General features: G+C 69.5%; 16 protein-coding genes. 9 read left to right on the top strand and 7 right to left on the bottom strand.

All coding sequences use genetic code 11. From position 1 onward, the window contains the following. Positions 1–34 precede the first annotated feature (34 nt). Positions 35–691, bottom strand: a complete 657-nt coding sequence (locus ABEA87_RS12860; RefSeq protein ID WP_345629182.1) for an MOSC domain-containing protein — start codon at positions 689–691, stop codon at positions 35–37. A gap of 197 nt (positions 692–888) precedes the next feature. Here ABEA87_RS12860 and ABEA87_RS12855 point away from each other — a divergent pair, with 197 nt between their 5' ends. The 3 genes from ABEA87_RS12855 to ABEA87_RS12845 all read left to right on the top strand — a co-directional run bounded on the left by ABEA87_RS12855 (position 889) and on the right by ABEA87_RS12845 (position 3,706). Continuing rightward, on the top strand, positions 889–1,425 hold the full coding sequence (locus ABEA87_RS12855; RefSeq protein ID WP_345629181.1) for a DUF6886 family protein: 537 nt from the start codon (positions 889–891) through the stop codon (positions 1,423–1,425). 271 nt (positions 1,426–1,696) lie between these two features. Then, positions 1,697–2,470 carry a dienelactone hydrolase family protein gene (locus tag ABEA87_RS12850; RefSeq protein ID WP_345629179.1) on the top strand — a complete coding sequence of 258 codons (774 nt, stop codon included), beginning with the start codon at positions 1,697–1,699 and terminating at the stop codon, positions 2,468–2,470. Between the two features lie 339 nt (positions 2,471–2,809). Beyond that, a complete protein-coding gene (locus ABEA87_RS12845; protein ID WP_345629178.1) occupies positions 2,810–3,706 on the top strand; it encodes a LysR family transcriptional regulator in 897 nt (298 codons plus the stop codon). A gap of 43 nt (positions 3,707–3,749) precedes the next feature. On the opposite strand, the gene ABEA87_RS12840 is transcribed toward ABEA87_RS12845, so the two are convergent. Beyond that, positions 3,750–4,469: an SDR family oxidoreductase gene (locus tag ABEA87_RS12840; protein ID WP_345629176.1), complete on the bottom strand. Its 720-nt coding sequence runs from the start codon at positions 4,467–4,469 to the stop codon at positions 3,750–3,752. A 340-nt stretch (positions 4,470–4,809) separates the two neighbouring features. Continuing rightward, positions 4,810–5,367 carry a hypothetical protein gene (locus ABEA87_RS12835; protein ID WP_345629174.1) on the bottom strand — a complete coding sequence of 186 codons (558 nt, stop codon included), beginning with the start codon at positions 5,365–5,367 and terminating at the stop codon, positions 4,810–4,812. Positions 5,368–5,494: 127 nt separating this feature from the next. On the opposite strand from ABEA87_RS12835, the gene ABEA87_RS12830 reads away from it, so the two are divergent. From ABEA87_RS12830 to ABEA87_RS12820, 3 genes are read left to right on the top strand one after another with little or no spacing between them, the layout of a single operon-like run. Continuing rightward, positions 5,495–5,959: a GntR family transcriptional regulator gene (locus ABEA87_RS12830; protein WP_425570859.1), complete on the top strand. Its 465-nt coding sequence runs from the start codon at positions 5,495–5,497 to the stop codon at positions 5,957–5,959. After that, the gene (locus ABEA87_RS12825; RefSeq protein WP_345629172.1) at positions 5,956–6,864 is read left to right on the top strand and encodes an ABC transporter ATP-binding protein; all 909 of its coding nucleotides are present in this window, start codon (positions 5,956–5,958) and stop codon (positions 6,862–6,864) included. Before ABEA87_RS12830 ends, ABEA87_RS12825 begins: the two co-directional genes overlap by 4 nt. Then, positions 6,861–7,925, top strand: coding sequence for an ABC transporter permease (locus ABEA87_RS12820; RefSeq protein WP_345629170.1), 1,065 nt, complete (start codon positions 6,861–6,863; stop codon positions 7,923–7,925). Before ABEA87_RS12825 ends, ABEA87_RS12820 begins: the two co-directional genes overlap by 4 nt. A gap of 171 nt (positions 7,926–8,096) precedes the next feature. Here the strand turns inward: ABEA87_RS12820 and ABEA87_RS12815 are convergent, their stop codons facing one another. Then, positions 8,097–9,719 (bottom strand): phospholipase C, encoded by a 1,623-nt coding sequence (locus ABEA87_RS12815; protein ID WP_345629168.1) that lies wholly within the window; start codon positions 9,717–9,719, stop codon positions 8,097–8,099. A 365-nt stretch (positions 9,720–10,084) separates the two neighbouring features. On the opposite strand from ABEA87_RS12815, the gene ABEA87_RS12810 reads away from it, so the two are divergent. Further along, entirely contained in the window at positions 10,085–10,777 is a 693-nt protein-coding gene (locus ABEA87_RS12810; protein WP_345629166.1) for an SDR family oxidoreductase, read from the top strand. Between the two features lie 70 nt (positions 10,778–10,847). Here the strand turns inward: ABEA87_RS12810 and ABEA87_RS12805 are convergent, their stop codons facing one another. Beyond that, positions 10,848–11,330: a hypothetical protein gene (locus tag ABEA87_RS12805; protein ID WP_345629164.1), complete on the bottom strand. Its 483-nt coding sequence runs from the start codon at positions 11,328–11,330 to the stop codon at positions 10,848–10,850. 62 nt (positions 11,331–11,392) lie between these two features. Further along, the gene (locus tag ABEA87_RS12800) at positions 11,393–11,902 is read right to left on the bottom strand and encodes a SigE family RNA polymerase sigma factor (RefSeq protein ID WP_345629162.1); all 510 of its coding nucleotides are present in this window, start codon (positions 11,900–11,902) and stop codon (positions 11,393–11,395) included. Positions 11,903–12,035: 133 nt separating this feature from the next. Here ABEA87_RS12800 and ABEA87_RS12795 point away from each other — a divergent pair, with 133 nt between their 5' ends. Further along, positions 12,036–12,938 carry a hypothetical protein gene (locus tag ABEA87_RS12795; protein WP_345629160.1) on the top strand — a complete coding sequence of 301 codons (903 nt, stop codon included), beginning with the start codon at positions 12,036–12,038 and terminating at the stop codon, positions 12,936–12,938. 10 nt (positions 12,939–12,948) lie between these two features. On the opposite strand, the gene ABEA87_RS12790 is transcribed toward ABEA87_RS12795, so the two are convergent. Continuing rightward, on the bottom strand, positions 12,949–13,809 hold the full coding sequence (locus ABEA87_RS12790; RefSeq protein ID WP_345629158.1) for an alpha/beta fold hydrolase: 861 nt from the start codon (positions 13,807–13,809) through the stop codon (positions 12,949–12,951). A 233-nt stretch (positions 13,810–14,042) separates the two neighbouring features. Between ABEA87_RS12790 and ABEA87_RS12785 the strand changes: the two genes are divergently transcribed. Continuing rightward, complete coding sequence (locus ABEA87_RS12785) at positions 14,043–15,236, top strand: low temperature requirement protein A (protein WP_345629157.1); 1,194 nt, start codon at positions 14,043–14,045, stop codon at positions 15,234–15,236. Positions 15,237–15,294 lie beyond the last annotated feature (58 nt).

The following is a 15,294-nucleotide window of genomic DNA, read 5'->3' as shown; positions in this document are numbered from 1 at the left end:
AGATCAGCTCATCCTTCCCTGACGGAGGCGCGGGTCAGTCGCCCATGCGCTGGCGGAGTAGATCCCGCAGATGGTCGGGCAGGCCCTTGATCTCGACCAGCTCGGGTAGCCGCTCCGGGTCGATCATGTAGGCGCGGAAGGCGCTGGCGATGCTCACGCCGTGCGCCGGTCGGTCCAGTATCTTCACCGGGTCCCCGGCCTCGACGTCGCCGGGCTCGACGACCCGCAGGTACGCGCCGGGGCGGTTCTTTTCGGTGAACGTCCTGACCCAGTGCGGCTCGGCCATCTTGGCCTGGAACGTCGCGCACGGAATGCGCCCGAACGTCGGCTGCAGGACGAGGCTGTCGCCGACCTGCCACGTCTCGCCGATGACCGCGCCGTTCACGTCGACGTCCACGGTGGTGAGGTTTTCACCGAAGATGCCGCCGGGCAGCGCGCGGCCAAGCTGTGCCTCCCACCAGTCGTAGTCCTCACGGGCGTACGCGTACACCGCCTGGTCGTCACCGCCGTGGTGCTCGATGTCGAAGATCTGGTCGCCCACAAGACCACTGTGCAGGCCGGTGGTCTTGGGTCCGGGCGCGCGCACCGCCACGGGCCGGTTGACCGGCTGCTTGTTGATGCCGGTGATGCCGACCCGCTTCGCCGTGCTGGGCTCCGGCACGGCGAGGTTGACGGAGAGGATTCTGCCCACGTCCTAGAACCTAGCGACCGCCAGGGATTCCCGCTGCGGTATTTCCCCGGCCGAGATAGCGCCCATCGCGAACCGCGTCGCTCGGTGGAGGCGGCGCGAGCGACCCGTTTCGGGCCCGGGCTCTAGCGGAACCGCTGGGGCTATGGGAGAGGTGTGCCCGACGTGCCAGCTTGCCTTTTCTGGTGTAGACAGGCGGGATGCGCCCTGCGCCTGGACAGGTCCTGCACTTCTCGGAAGACCCCACGATCACTCGTTTCGTGCCCCACGTCGCCGCGACCGCGCAGCAGCCAGAGGCGTATGTCTGGGCGGTTGACGAGTTGCGCGCACCGGACTACTGGTTCCCGCGAGAGTGCCCACGGGCGATGGCCTGGGTGACGGAGACGTCATCCCTGGTCGATCGGGAACGGATCCTCGGCCCTGGGGGTGGTGAGCGGATGCACGCGGTGGAGTACGGCTGGTTGGAGGCGATGCGCCGCGTCCGCCTGTTCGCCTATCGGCTGCCTGCCGACTTGTTCCGACCGTTCGGCGCGCCCGTTCCGCATGCCATGGTTGCGGCCGAGCCCGTTACACCGCTTGGGCCGCCGGAGCCGGTTGGGGACCTGTTCGGGCTGCACGACGCGGCCGGAATCCAACTGCGCGTGCTGTCGAACCTGTGGCAGCTCTGGGACTCGGTGGTCGACAGCACTCTCGGGTTCAGCGGCATCCGGCTCAGGAACGCCTGTCGGCGTCCGTAGCGGCTGCTGTCCGTCGCGCCGGCGTCCCGTAACGGGCCGCGGGTCGTGGCGGGACAACGCATCGGTGGCCCTGCCGAATTGGTCGACGGAAAATGATCGGCGGGACGACGCTCGGGCTGATAGCGTGTCGGCGACCGTGACACCAGCGAGGAGGTGAGACCCATGAACGTCGTACGCACGTGGGCGCTCCCCTCGTCGTCATGGTCGGGCGATTGACGTAGGTGTCGCCGGGAGTGCCCCAACACCAAGGCTCTCCCGAAAGGAAACCACTATGTCTCCTTTGCGATTCACCGCGGAAACATCATCTAACGGTGTCCTCGAACGCGACTTCATCGTGGGCGAGGTCCCCGGCGTGCTCTGGTCGCCCGTGTCCGGCTCCGATCACGCGCCCCTGGTACTGATGGGACACGGTGGCGGCCTGCACAAGAAGACGCCGGCGCTCAAGGCCCGCGCACGCGACGCCGTAACCACCTGGGGTTTCACCGTGGTCGCGATCGACGCGCCCGGACACGGTGACCGCCCACGCGCGGCAGAGGACGAGCGGGCACGCGCCGAGTTCCGGCAGGCCCACGCGACCGGCGACGCCGAGCGCTTCGAGGCGGTCAGCGTCCGCTACGCCACGTCGCTGGCGGAGCGTGCCGTACCGGAATGGCAGGCGACCCTGGACGCCCTTCAGAACCTGCCCGAGATCGGCGTCGAAGCTCCGATCGGCTATGGGGGCGGCATATCCTTGGGCACCGCGATCGGGGTGCCCCTGACGGCGATCGAACCCCGGATCACCGCTGCCATCTTCGGTGGTGGGTTCTTCGTGTACGAGGCGCTGGTCGAGGCGGCGAGGCGGATCACCGTCCCGATCCAGTTCCTGCTCCCGTGGGACGACGAGTACGTCGACCGCGAATCCACCCTCGGGTTGTTCGACGCCTTCGCCTCAAGGGAGAAGACGCTGCACGCCAACCCGGGCGACCATCGGACCATTCGCTGGATCGGGGTCGACAACGAGTTCCTGGCCCGGCATCTCGGCCGGGTCGGCACGTCACCGGCCTGAGCTGGCCGGGCTGACCTGACCGGTATCGGCGCCCGGCACGGAGCCGGGCGCCGATACCGGCGGCTGGGCCCGCCTCCCGGCATCGCGGTCTCCTCTCGGGCTTCCGCGATACCGCCGGGTGGTGGTCCGCTCTCATCTATTGCGCTGCGGATTTCGTGAACGCAACGCAGCGTGCGAATCGACGCCCCGCCGGTGATCCGACCCGGGCGACCGCGAGCGAAGATCGTTCTGGCGGTACGCCCCGGCCGCGCTCGGTCGATGCCGAGGCGGGGTCACGGGGATGTGCGGTGCCACGACCTGCTCACCAGATACCATGGGGATCGATTGTGAGAGCTGGACGTGGATCTTGATCTGAGAAAACTGCGCTACTTCGTCGCGGTTGCCGAGCAACGCAACTTCGGCCGGGCCGCCGAAGTTCTGCGGATCGCGCAGCCGGTGCTCAGCCGACAGATCAAGGCACTCGAAGACGAGCTACACGCCCAGTTGTTCACCCGGTCCCGGCTCGGCACCGAGCTGACTGCGGCCGGTCGTCAGCTCCTCGATGACGCGCGCCCGCTGCTGGCCTCGGCGACCGCCCTGCAGCGCCGGGTGCGGATGGCCGAGCGAGGCGGCAGCTTCACCATCGGATTCATGCCCGGCATCCTCGTCACTCAGGTCGCGCGGGCGTTCAACGACGCGTACCCCGACCTGACCGTGGACGTGCTGCGGACCTCCTACGACGACCAGGTCGACGTGGTGCATGACGGACGTGCGGACGTGAGCTTCGTGCGCATGCCGATCCCCACCCGGGGACTGAGGATCCTGCCGCTGTTCACCGAACCACGCGTGGTCGCCGTGCCGATCGGACATCCGCTCGCCGGGAAGCCGACCGTGCGGATCAGCGACCTCACCGACGAGCACCTGCTGCAGAACCCGGACGCCGTGCCCGAGTGGCGTGACATCGCCCGCGAACTGCGGGAGGTCGCGCCGGGCGACGGCCAGCACCGGCCGGCGATAGCCCTGCGCACCATGGAAGAGAAACTCGAGCACGTGGCGGCCGAGCGCGGCATCATCATCGTCCCGCGCTCCACCGCGGCGCTCTACACCCGACCCGACATCGCCTACTGCCCGGTCGAGGGGATCTCGAACAACCAGGTCGCCCTCGCCTTCAGCGCCCAGCGCGCCCGCCCCGAGATCGAGCGCTTCGCGGAGATCGCCGTCCGGATGATGGGCGGGCCGGCGGCCGAGACGGACTGAGCACGCCGGCCACGGGGTGGACGGCGTGCTCAGCGGCCGCGGATTAGACGAGCAGTGTCCCGCCGTCGACCGCGACGACGGTTCCGCTGGAGAACGGCTGGTCGATCAGGTAGGCGTAGGTCTGAGCGACCTGTTCGGTCTCACCCACCCGCTTCACCAGCGTCGCGTCGCTGACCTGCGTGAAGTAGGCCTCCCGGGCCTCGGCGCCCAGGCTGGCCCACATCGGAGAGCGGACCACGCCGGGTGCGACCGCGTTCACCCGGATCGGTGCCAGCTCGACGGCCAGTGCCTTGGTCAGAGAACTGATCGCGCCGCAGATACTCGCAGCGACCGACCAGCCGGGCGACGGACGCTCCCCGGCGGATCCCGTGGTGAGCGTGATCGAGCCCCCCGGCCGGATCCGCTTCGCGGCGTGCTTCACCGCCGTAAGGACGCTGAAGAACCGCAGCCCGAAGAATTCACGGGCCACGTCGAGGTCCATGCCATCCACGGGCAACAGGCTCAGCGCCTCGCCCGCCGTGTAGACGAGATGGTCAAACTCGCCGATGGTCTCGAACAGTCGGGCGATCGCCTCCTCGCTGCGCAGGTCGACCGCGTACCCGGTGGTACCGCCCGGGAGTTTCGCCACCGCCTCGTCAACCCTGGCCTGCGAGCTCGACGCGAGGACCAGCTCGGCGCCCTGCGCGGCGAGCAGCTCAGCGACGGCAAATCCAAGACCGGACGTGCCACCCAGGAGCACGACGCGCTGATTGGCGACAGTCATATTGATTATTCCTCTTCTCGGAGAAAGCGGCCCCGGCGTATTCCCGCACCGGAACAAACCTTCGTGGCCGGCCGCATTTGTTCAACCAATTCTCACCGGGATCGCCATGGCGTCCTGCGGAATCGACGAGAACCCCTCGTCAAGCGTGGCGGGGTTCGCCGCGCACAATCAATCCCGCGTATCAGTCTCGTTCGGATTACCCGTCCGACTGACGGACCTGCCGGCCTCTTCCGGTGCCGTGCGTATTCAGCATGCCACCCGTGGTGGAAGGCCGTCTAATACTTCCTACGCCGTCCGTCATACCCTCTGAGCATCAGGGTTTTCCTGCGGGATTCGGAACCTATTCCCGCGGTGCCGTGGCGTCCCGGCTGAGGGTCGTCGGCCGGGCCCGCAGGGCGGGGTGGCGCAGGAAATCGTCCACCAGTTCGGTCGGCCCGCCGAGGCAGGTCCAGTCATCGTCCCACAGCGTCGAAACCAGCCACGAACGGTCCGCGGGGAACATCAGATTCGGCAAGGGGCCTTTCCAGAACGACCAGCCTCCGCTGTGGCGCCAGGTGGCGGCCTGCGCCGGTCCGGCCTCGACCAGCACGTAGGGCCACCTCCCGTACAGGCTCACTGTGGGCGCGTCGGGAAAGACGATGTCATCGGCGCCGGTGTCGAGATAGCCAAGCCACCATGGCTGTCCCGCCGACCGCTCACTCAACAGCGCGAGCATGGCTCGGTCGTGTTCGTTCCGCCCCTCGTCCGAGCAGGGCAGTTCGACCGTGGCGTAGGCCTCGAACACCGGCGGGACGGCGGCGGCGATGGTCGGACCCGCAACCGTGCCATCGGCGATCCACGCGACCTCGGCGGGCGTCCCGACGCGCCACGCGCGGCCGTCCCTGACCCTGGTGACCACGACTCCATGGTAGGTGAGCGGACGCGGGCGACCGCCCGCCCGCCCCGTTGTTGTCATGCTGATTGACTGGTGTTCTACTTAAACGAAACAATCTGCCTGGCTTGGGCGGATGGGTCCCGCTTGGGTGATGGAGAGGACACGAGAGGTGATCAACTTCCAGATCGACCGCTCCAGCAGTGTCCCCGCGTACGCGCAGCTGATCAGACAGGTGCGCGAGGGGCTGCGGATGGGGGTGTTGCAGCCGGGGGACCAACTGCCCACGGTGCGAAGCGTGGTGACCTCGTGCACGGTCAATCCGAGCACGGTGTTGAAGGCCTACCGGGAGTTGGAGCTGTCCGGTCTGGTGGAGGCCCGGCAGGGCGCGGGCACGTTCGTGACCGGCCGGTTGGGCGGGGCGGACCCGCATGTCATGGCGCGGCTGCGTACGGGTTTGGCGCGGTGGTTGGGTCAGGCCCGTGAGGCGGGGCTGGAGGACGAGGACGTCCAGGCGCTGTTCGCCTCGGTGATCGTGGAGAACTCGGCGCGCCAGGCGCGGGCCGGCGGTGGGTCGCGGGCGGCGTCGGCGTCGGATGAGGAGCAGGGTGCGGCGTGAGTGAGTCGGCTATCGCGGTGGATGTCCGGGGTGTGAGCAAGCGGTATCGCCGGGTGTGGGCGTTGCGGGAGTGTGAGTTTGAGCTGCCAGCTAACCAGGTGATCGCGTTGGTCGGTGCGAACGGGGCGGGTAAGTCGACGCTGATGAGCATCATCAGCGGTCTGTTGCCGGCGACCTCGGGCACGGTGTTGGTGGGTGGTCGCCGGGTTGGTGCGGGTGGTGCGCAGGCGGGCAATCGGGTCGCGATTCTGGCCCAGCACAAGCCGGTGTACCGGGATTTCAACGCGGCGGACATGCTGCGGTTCGGGCGGAGCACGAACCGGGTGTGGGATCAGCGGCGGGCGCTGTCGTGGCTGGAGCGCTTCGAGGTGCCGTTGACCCGCCGGTGCGGCAAGTTGTCCGGAGGCCAGCGGGCGCAGGTCGCGCTCGCGGTCGCGCTGGGTTCGCGTCCGGACGTGTTGCTACTGGATGAGCCGTTGTCCAATCTCGACCCGGTGGCTCGTAGCGAGGTGGCCGGTGAGTTGATGGGGCAGGTCGCCGACGGGGAAATGACGCTGATGCTGTCGACCCACATCGTGTCGGAGTTGGTCGGCGTCGCCGATCACCTGTTGCTGCTGGACGCGGGTCGTGCCGCGCTGTGCGGCGATGTGGAGCGGTTGCTGGCCTCGCATCTGCGGCTGACCGGTCCGCGGGCGGATCAGCCGCCGGGTCCGGGCACGGTTGTTCACGCGCAGCACGCGGATCGGCAGTCCACGTTCATCGTCCGGCTGCCCGACACGCCGGTGCTGCCCGCGATCGTCGCCCCGGGGTGGAGCGCCCAACCGGTCTCGCTGGAGGAGTTGGTTGTGACTTATCTGAAGGCGCAGCGTAGGACGCGCCAGGCACTGGAGGCGGCCGCCGCATGAGCTCGCTCACCTATCCACCGCTGTCCGCGCCCCGGTCGCAGGGCCGCGAATCGGCTGCGGCGCCGGCCGGTGGCGTCTCCGGCCTGCTCTGGCTGACCTGGCGCCAGCACCGCTGGGCCATCCTCGCCTGCCTCGTCATCGCGGCCGTGCTCACCGGCTGGATGGCCTACCTCGCGGCCGAGCTGACGACCCTGCACCACCAGTGCCACGACATGATCTGCCCAACCAACACGCCCCAGTCCCAAACGCTCCACGCTCCTCACGGCCCGAGGGCGGTGGCCGATTTCCTGCTGCTCGTGGTGCGCTACGTTCCAGTGCTGAGCGGCGTGTTCATCGGAGTGCCCCTGCTGACCAGGGAGCACGAGCAGCGGACCTTGCTGCTGGCCTGGAGCCAGGACGTTTCCCCGCTGCGTTGGTTGTGGGCCAAGCTGGCCCTGCTCGGCCTGTTCGTGGCGGCCCTGACCGCGGCGGTCGCCGGAGTCAGCGACCACCTGGCTCACGCGGTCGTCGCCATCGGCGACCACAGCATGTGGGACAGCACCCACTTCCTGGCCTCCGGGATGCTTCCGCTGACCAGCGGCGTCGGCTGGTTCGCGGTCGGCGTCGCCCTTGGCGCCGCCATCAGACGCACCCTCCCCGCCCTGCTCACCGCCGTCGCGGGCTTCATCGGGCTCACACTGTACGTCCAGTTGCACTACATCACTCTTCTGACGCCGCTGTCCCAGTTCGCTCCCGTCGGCGCACCCCCCCTCCCGGGGAGTGCTACCTCCCTGACCATCAATGCTGGTTGGTCGCTCGGGGCCGGCATTGAGTCGAACCTGTTCGACGCCTCCGGACACGAGCTCAGCTACGCCACGCTGGTCCGGATGTGCCCCGGCATCAACACCGACCACGCGAATTTCTCCTGCCTCGACTCTCTCCGGGTCTTGGTGGTCTACCAACCGGGCAGCAGGATTCCCGTCTTCCACCTGATCCTCAACTTCGGATATCTGGGCCTCGCCGCGGTGGCGCTCCTCGCGGTCTGGCTGATCGTTCGCCGGACCAACCTCAGGGCGGGCTGACGATCCTTGCGACGGCCCGCGTGATCGGGAAAGCTCGGGGCCGCGCGGGTCACGGTGTTGGGCTTCCGTGAGCCGGACGCCGGTGTTCAACCTCCCGCGGAAATGCGGTGGGGCCGGGCAGCGGATGCTGCCCGGCCCCGAATTCGGTGGCCACGGACCACCGGGGTGAAGCTACTTCTTTACCGCGCCGGTCTTCGGGTCGAGGATCAGCGGCTTGGTGACGGGCTTCTGGTTGAAGTTGAACATGTTGGTCAGCTTGCCCGCGGAAGCGTCGAGCGAACCGTCGCCGATCCGGCCGGTCTTCCAGTTGTCCTCGATGAACCGCAGGATCGAGGGCTGGGTGGTCTCGCTGTGGTCAACGTAGTTCGTCTTGCTGTACGGGCTGATGACCAGCAGCGGCTGGCGCGGCCCGTCGCCGCAGCGGTCCTCGTACCCGTTGAGCGGCTTGGTCTTCTTGGTCGGCGCGCACATCGCCTGGTCGTTCGCCGGGTCGCTGGACCCGTTGTGGATCGGCGGGGCAACGTGGTCGTACCAACCGTCCGAGTCGTCGTAGGCGATGACGACCGCGGTCGAGCTCCAGTCCTTGGACTTCTGCAGCTCGTTGATGGTCTTAACCAGGAACTGCTGCTCGTCCAGCGGGTCCGAGTAGCCGGCGTGGCCATCCTGGTACTCCGGCGCCTTGAGGAAGCTGACGGCCGGGACGTTGTTCGCCGCCACGGCGGCGTCGAAGTCGGTCATGTCGTACTGGTGGTTGGCCTGGTCGGTCTTGCCGATGTTCTTGACCGACGACGGCGGCAGGTGCTTCGGGTTGCTGGTCGACTTGTAGTACTCGAACGGGTTGTGGTGGGCGCTGTAGTCCACGACCGCGTTGCCGCCCACGTTGGTGTGGGTGGCGCCGCAGACCGCGTACCCGTTGGCCTTGCCGGTCGGGGCGAAGCCGCCCTGGAACCAGCCCCAGGTCACACCCTCGTTGTTGAGCAGGTCACCAACGTTCTGGCCGGTCATCTTGGCCAGCGGGTTGGTGGAGGTGTGGTTGGTGTCCGAGCAGTCGTCGAACGCCGGGTCCGGGTCACCGATGACGGTGCCGATCCCCTTCTTGTCCGGCGAGGTGGACAGCGAGTTGCTGACCGGCTTGCCGGTGACCGAGTCCACGGCCTGGACACCGTGGGTCTGGCCGGAGATCAGGTTCAGCGCGCCCGGGCTGGACGGGCCGAAACCCGCGTCGAACGAGTTGTCCGACATGGCGTAGTTCTGCGCGTAGTTCCACAGCCCGGTGACGGTGTTGCCGTCGTAGTAGTCCATGACCAGGCCCGGCTCACCGAAGATGATCGGCATGCCGGTGCACTTGTCGGTCTCGGTGAACTGGACGAACTGGTCGGCCTTGCCGCCGTCGTACGCCTGCTGCTCCGGACCGTAGCTGTGGTTCTGGTCGCAGGTCAGGGCCTCGTCCGGCGAGAGCCGGCTCGGGTTGTACTCGTTCGGGTTGTTGTTCAGCAGCTTGTTGGTCAGGCCGTTGACCGCCGGGGTACCCGACTTAGCCTTGAACGTCGTGCCGTCGGTGTTGGCCGCCTTCGGGTAGGTGCCGAAGTAGTGGTCGAACGACACGTTCTCCTGGAAGATCACTACGAGGTGCTTGATCGGAGTAGCGGTCTTCACAGCCTTGGTCTGGTTGCCGTGCGTACCGGCGAAGGCCGGCGTCGACGCCGCGGCGATGGCCAGCGCCGCGGCAACCACCGCGCCGACGCCCACCGAACGGCGAGTTTTTTTACTCCAGGTCTTGGGCTTGAGGCCCACTTTCGCCTCCCTGCGAAAAGACAGTCTTGGGCCAAGACTCTGGCGGTAGCGAAGATCGCGCACCACCACCGACCGGTGACCGCTGACGGAACATCCGGTGACGTGGGTGCGCAATTGCGAAATTCGCGAAAGATAGGGCGGCGCGAATCGGTAAATGTCCCGCGATTAGTATGCCTCGGCGGGTGCTGGCCGACCAGCGTCCGAGCGCCGAGGGCGGTGACGAGGGCGGTGACGAGGCGAGGCGGTCGGCGTCTGCGCTCGGAATCCCGGTGGCCCCGGCGGCCCTGGCGGCCTCCCTGGTAGTGGCAGTCCCAGGAACATCGGGGGACTGGCTGGTCTCCCCGGACGGTCGGAACCTTGAACACATGACAACGACACTGATCACCGGAGCGAACAAGGGGCTGGGCTTCGAGACGGCCCGTCAACTGAGTGCGGCCGGCCACACCGTCTACGTCGGCAGCCGGGACGCGGAGCGCGGACGGCGGGCGGCCGAACGGCTCGGCGTGCGGTGGGTCCCGCTCGACATCACCGACGACGCGTCGGTCGAGGCCGCGGCGAAGACCATCGAGGCCGACGGCGGGCTGGACATCCTGGTCAACAACGCGGGCGTCGAGGAGCGGACGCCCGACATGAGCGTGCTCGGCCCGTCGGAAATCACCGTCGACATCATGCGCAAGACCTTCGAGACGAACGTCTTCGGGCTGGTCCGCGTCACCAACGCGTTCCTGCCGCTGCTGGGGCGCTCGGCCGCCCCGGTGGTGGTCAACGTGAGCAGCGGCCTCGGCTCGCTGACCCAGACCGCTGCCTACCCGTACCCCGGGGTCGCGTACCCGGCCTCGAAGGCCGCGGTCAACATGATCACGGTGCAGTACGCGAAGGCGTTCCCGAACATGCGCATCAACGCGGTGGATCCCGGTTTCACCGCGACGGACCTCAACGGGCGTGCCGGCACGCAAACCGTCGAGGAGGGCGCCGAAATCATCGTGCGGATGGCGCAGGTGGGCGCCGACGGCCCGACCGGAGGGTATTTCGCGGCGTCGGGCCCGGTCGCCTGGTGAGGCGGCGTGATCTCTGATCCGGCCGGGGCCGCGCCACGTGGGGCGGCCCCGGCCGGCGAGCGGTGTGGGCTCAGTTGGTCGGGTACGGCGACGGCGGCAGGACGCCGCCGCCAGGGCCGTTGCCCGCGACTGAGCTGTTGCCCGGGCCTGAACCGATGCCCGCGGCCGAACCGTTGCCCGCGGCCGAACCGTTGCCCGCGCCTGGACCGTTGCCCGGCACCGAGCTGTTGCCCGCGACCGGACCGTTGCCTGGGCCGGCCGGGATGGGAGACGCGGACGGCGCGCCGCCGGCCGGGCCCTTGGAGCTTGGCGTCGGAGTCTGCGGGGTCGACGCCGAACCGCTGGGGACAGGCGTCGGGGGCGCGGACGCGGGGGAGGGCGCGTTGGCCGGGGCGGTCGGTGCGGGTGCGGCGGGCGCTTGGCCACCGCCGGTGGCGGCGAGCGCCAGCGGGGTACCAATCATGATGGCCGCCACCGCGGCGGTCGCGGTCAGCACGGCCAGCGTGGTGCGCCGCCGCCGGACCCGGTCGTGCGCGCCGGACGTCAGATTCATGGGGAGAGCCTCCTCGGCGATCTCTGAAAGAGTGGTCCGGATGAGGTCGTCGAATGGCGTGGTCATGGCCTCAACTCCGCGAATTCGGCCGCCGGGAGCATCTCCCGCAATCGGCTGACGGCGCGATGGGTGCGACTGCGCACCGAACCGACGGAACAGTTCAGCACCGCGGCCACCTGGGTCTCGGTGAGATCCTCGTAGTAACGCAGCACGAGGATCGTGCGGTGGGCCGGCGTGAGGCGGGAAAGCGCCTCCCGCATGGATACCCGCAGGTCGGTTTGTTCGTGGGGATCCGACCCGGCCCGATCGGCGGGCAAGCCGACCGGCGTCTCCCGGTGGTACCGGCGCCGACGCCACCAGCTGACCTGCTCCCGGTACATCACGGTGCGTACGTACCCCTCGGGATCCTCGTGCCGCAGCGACCGCCACCGAACCAGGGTCTTGGCCAGCGCCGACTGCACGAGATCCTCGGCGGCGTGCTGGTCCCCGGTGAGCAGGTACGCCGCCCGCAGCAGGGCGGGCGTACGCAGTGCCGCGAACTCGCCGAACCGTGCATTCGCCTCGTCGTCCACACCAACCCCACCTCCGGCGCATCATCCACTACTACAGACGCGCGGCGCCCCCGGACCTATCCCTCGCGTTTCTGGGCAGCGGAACGGCGGTGCCCGGGGCAGGATGGTCGGGTCATCGGGTAGAAACGGGCACGTGAGTTGCGGTCATGAGCTTTCGGGCCTGGATCGGGTGCCGTGGGAGCGGCTCCACCACGCGTACGGGCCGGCGACCGATGTGCCCGCGCAGCTGCGGGCGCTGCGCAGCCAGGACCCGGGCACTCGTGCGCAGGCGCTCGGGCAGTTGTTCGGGAACGTGTACCACCAGGGCACCCGGTGGCAGGCCAGCGCGTACGCGGTTCCGTTCCTCGTCGGTCTGATCGACGATCCGCACGTGCCCGGGCGCGGCGCGATCCTGGATCTGCTGACCGCGATCGCGATTGGGGACCTGCGGGACGACGCGCTGCCCTTCGACCCCGCTCAGGCATTCGCCGCCGGCGGCGACGCACTCACGGAGGAGCAGCTGGACGAGGTGGTGCGGCGCGTGTACGACGATGACGACGATCCGTTCTCTGACGCCGAGCTGTCCGACCTGGCCGACCGGGCGGTCTTCCAGTGGGCCGCCGGGGCGTACGAGGCGGCCGCCCACCACGTGGACAGGTACCGGTGCTGGCTCGACGACCCGGACGCCGACGTGGCCGCGACGTCGGCCGCCCTGCTGGCCTGGTTCACGCCCACCGACGGCACCCTGGCCGCGCTGCTGGCCGTGCCCGGCGATCGGGTGGAAGTGCGGGCCAGCGCGAACCTGACGCTCGCCCACGCCGCCGACGGCAGGGTCGACGTCGACCAGCACCTCGGGCGCCTGGTCGAGGACGGCGGCGACCTCGTCGCCCTCACCGCCGCGGTCGCTCTGGCCTACCGGACCGGCCAGGCACTGTCCGAGCCGGCGCTGGACTGCCTGATCGACGCCGATGCCGTCGCCCTGCCCGACCAGATTCCCGGCTGGGATCGTGCCCCGCTCGGCTTCGTGGCGCTCGCCCGGCAACGCCTCGGCCTGTGACCCACCGCGCCTATCGCCCGGGGAACGCGCGGGCGCGGGCGAAATGCCGCACGAGCGAGGCGGACACCCGCTCGGGTACCTCCTCGGGCAGCCAGTGCGAGGCGCCCTCGACCACCTCGAAGCGGTACGGGCCGCTCACCAGCCGGCCGCACCGTTCCGCCGCGGTACGGGACACGAAGCGGTCGCCGTCGCTCCACATGAACAGCGTCGGTACCCCGATCCGGCCGACCCGTTCCCGCAGGCTCAGCGGAAGCGCCCGGTACCAGTTCAGCGGCCCACGCATCGCGGCCGGATCGGCGGCACGGGCGGCGTAGCGGGCGGCACTGGCCGGATCCAGGCCGGCCCGGATCAGCGCGGTCCGCATGGTCTCGCCGCCGCCCCGGGCGAGCACCAGTTCGGGCAGCCGCGGCACCTGGAACGCCGCCATGTACCACGACCGCAGCGCCTGGTCGCTGACGGCGAACGCCCGCGCGAACGCCTCGGGGTGGGGCACCGACAGGGCGGCCACCGAGGCCAGCCGGTGCGGGTGGCGACCGGCCAGGTACCAGGCCACGGCGGCTCCCCAGTCGTGGCCGACCAGGTGGAAGCGCTGTGCCCCGGCCGCGTCGGCCAGGGCCAGCACGTCGCCGGCCAGCCGGGACAGCGGGTAGGCGGACCGGCGGACCGGCCTGGCTCCGGGCGAGTAGCCGCGCTGGTCGGGTGCCAACACCCGGTACCCCGCGGCGGCCAGCGCCGGAGTCACCGCGTCCCAGGAGTGGTGGTCCTCCGGAAAGCCGTGCAGCAGCACGGCCACCCGCCCCGCCGCGTCGCCATCGGCCGGGGGCGTGTCGGTGACCTCGAAGGTGAACCCGTCGTTGGTGAAGCGATCCATTTCGTCCGCCCTTCCTTACCCGCCGTCGAGGAAAAGCTAGTCGAGCGGGCCAGGAAACAGGGGCGATGGCGGTCCGGCGGCCGCGTCGGCACGGATGCGTACGCCGCTCGGGGTCGGGGGTGACATTCGATCGATCCGGCCGGCCGGATGCCCGCGCCCGGGTAGCGTGAGGCGGCGGACCGGGTCAGAGGCGCGGGCCGCGTCATCGAGTCCGTCCACGAAGTGGCCACGGTATGGGGGAATCGGTCGCCGCCCGGGGCGAGGAGGAGATCCGGCAACCGGGGCGCCTCAACCGCCCCGGCTTCGTCGAGCTGTACTTCGACCTGGTGTACGTCGTGGCCCTCGTTGTCCTCGGGCAGCGGCTGGTCGGCCACCTGACCTGGCTCGGCGTTGGTCAGACGCTGATCCTCTTCCTGGCGTTCGCGGTGATCTGGATGTTGACGGCGTGGGTCCCGGACACCTTCAACGCGGACCGGGCGCGGATTCAGGTGCAGATCATCTGGGTGATGATCGGCATCCTGGTGATGTGCCGGGCGGTGAGCGGGGCGTTCGAGGGGCGCGGGCCGCTGTTCGCGATCGCCTACCTCTCGGTGCATCTGGGGGCGAGCACGTACCTCAGGCTCTCCGCGACCGGCGCGGATGTCCGCAGCAGGATGTCGCGGATCCTGTTCTGGTTCTGCGTGTCGGGGCCGTTGTGGCTGGTCGGTGCGTTCACGGCCGCCGACCACCGGACCGCGCTCTGGGGCGGGGCGATACTGCTGGAGTACACGGCGGCCGCCCTCGGCTGGCCCGCACCGAAACTCGGACGGTCCGCGGTGCGGGAGTGGCGGCTGGAGGCGGAGCGGGTCTCCGAGCGCTACCGCCAGTTGCTCATCGTCGCCTTCGGGGTGGTGATCTTTGTCTCCGGGCTGATGCTCAGCCGCGGGAGTCACACCCTCGATCGGTTCGGCGCGTTCGTGGTGATGTTCGCGACGACCGCCCTGATGTGGCGCACCTACACCCATCGAGCCGGAACGCTCCTGTCCCAGGCGTTCGCCGCGTCCTTCAACGCCTCCCGGTTCGGCCAGTTCGCGGGGATCGCCCATCTCATCATGGTCGCCGGCGTGCTCGCCGAGGCCGTCACCGCCCAGTTGCTCATCGCGCACCCCGTCGGCGGGACGTCCGCGCCCCGGGGCGCGGTCATTCTCGGCGGACCGGTGCTGTTCCTCATCGGCCGGGGCCTGCTCGACTACCTCGTGTTCAGCCGGGTCTCCTGGTCCCGACCGGGTGCGCTGATCCTGTTGGCCGCGCTGGCGCCCGCGGTCGAGTTGCTGCCGCCGATCGCGGTCGGCGGGCTCGCGGCAGTGATCCTGCTCGGCGTCGCGATCGTGAACGTGGCCGCGATCCGGAGGCACCCGCCGATGGCGGCGCCGCCCACGGTCCGCTGACCGGCCGCCGTGGCGGGCGCGCCGGACCCGGCCGTGATCGAGAGGGTTCCGGAGCCGG

The sequence above is a fragment of the Rugosimonospora acidiphila genome (assembly GCF_039543385.1).
GTDB lineage: Bacteria > Actinomycetota > Actinomycetes > Mycobacteriales > Micromonosporaceae > Rugosimonospora > Rugosimonospora acidiphila.
The sequence above is the reverse complement of the archived record's forward strand: the minus strand, read 5'-3'. Positions and strand labels throughout refer to the sequence as shown.

Bases quoted from the DNA above. Each gene is read 5' to 3' on its own strand.
- ABEA87_RS12855 (WP_345629181.1), top strand. From the start codon at position 889: ATGCGCCCTGCGCCTGGACAGGTCCTGCACTTCTCGGAAGACCCCACG.
- ABEA87_RS12850 (WP_345629179.1), top strand. From the start codon at position 1,697: ATGTCTCCTTTGCGATTCACCGCGGAAACATCATCTAACGGTGTCCTC.
- ABEA87_RS12840 (WP_345629176.1), bottom strand. From the start codon at position 4,469: ATGACTGTCGCCAATCAGCGCGTCGTGCTCCTGGGTGGCACGTCCGGT.
- ABEA87_RS12830 (WP_425570859.1), top strand. From the start codon at position 5,495: ATGGAGAGGACACGAGAGGTGATCAACTTCCAGATCGACCGCTCCAGC.
- ABEA87_RS12820 (WP_345629170.1), top strand. From the start codon at position 6,861: ATGAGCTCGCTCACCTATCCACCGCTGTCCGCGCCCCGGTCGCAGGGC.
- ABEA87_RS12810 (WP_345629166.1), top strand. From the start codon at position 10,085: ATGACAACGACACTGATCACCGGAGCGAACAAGGGGCTGGGCTTCGAG.
- ABEA87_RS12805 (WP_345629164.1), bottom strand. From the start codon at position 11,330: ATGAATCTGACGTCCGGCGCGCACGACCGGGTCCGGCGGCGGCGCACC.
- ABEA87_RS12790 (WP_345629158.1), bottom strand. From the start codon at position 13,809: ATGGATCGCTTCACCAACGACGGGTTCACCTTCGAGGTCACCGACACG.
- ABEA87_RS12785 (WP_345629157.1), top strand. From the start codon at position 14,043: ATGGGGGAATCGGTCGCCGCCCGGGGCGAGGAGGAGATCCGGCAACCG.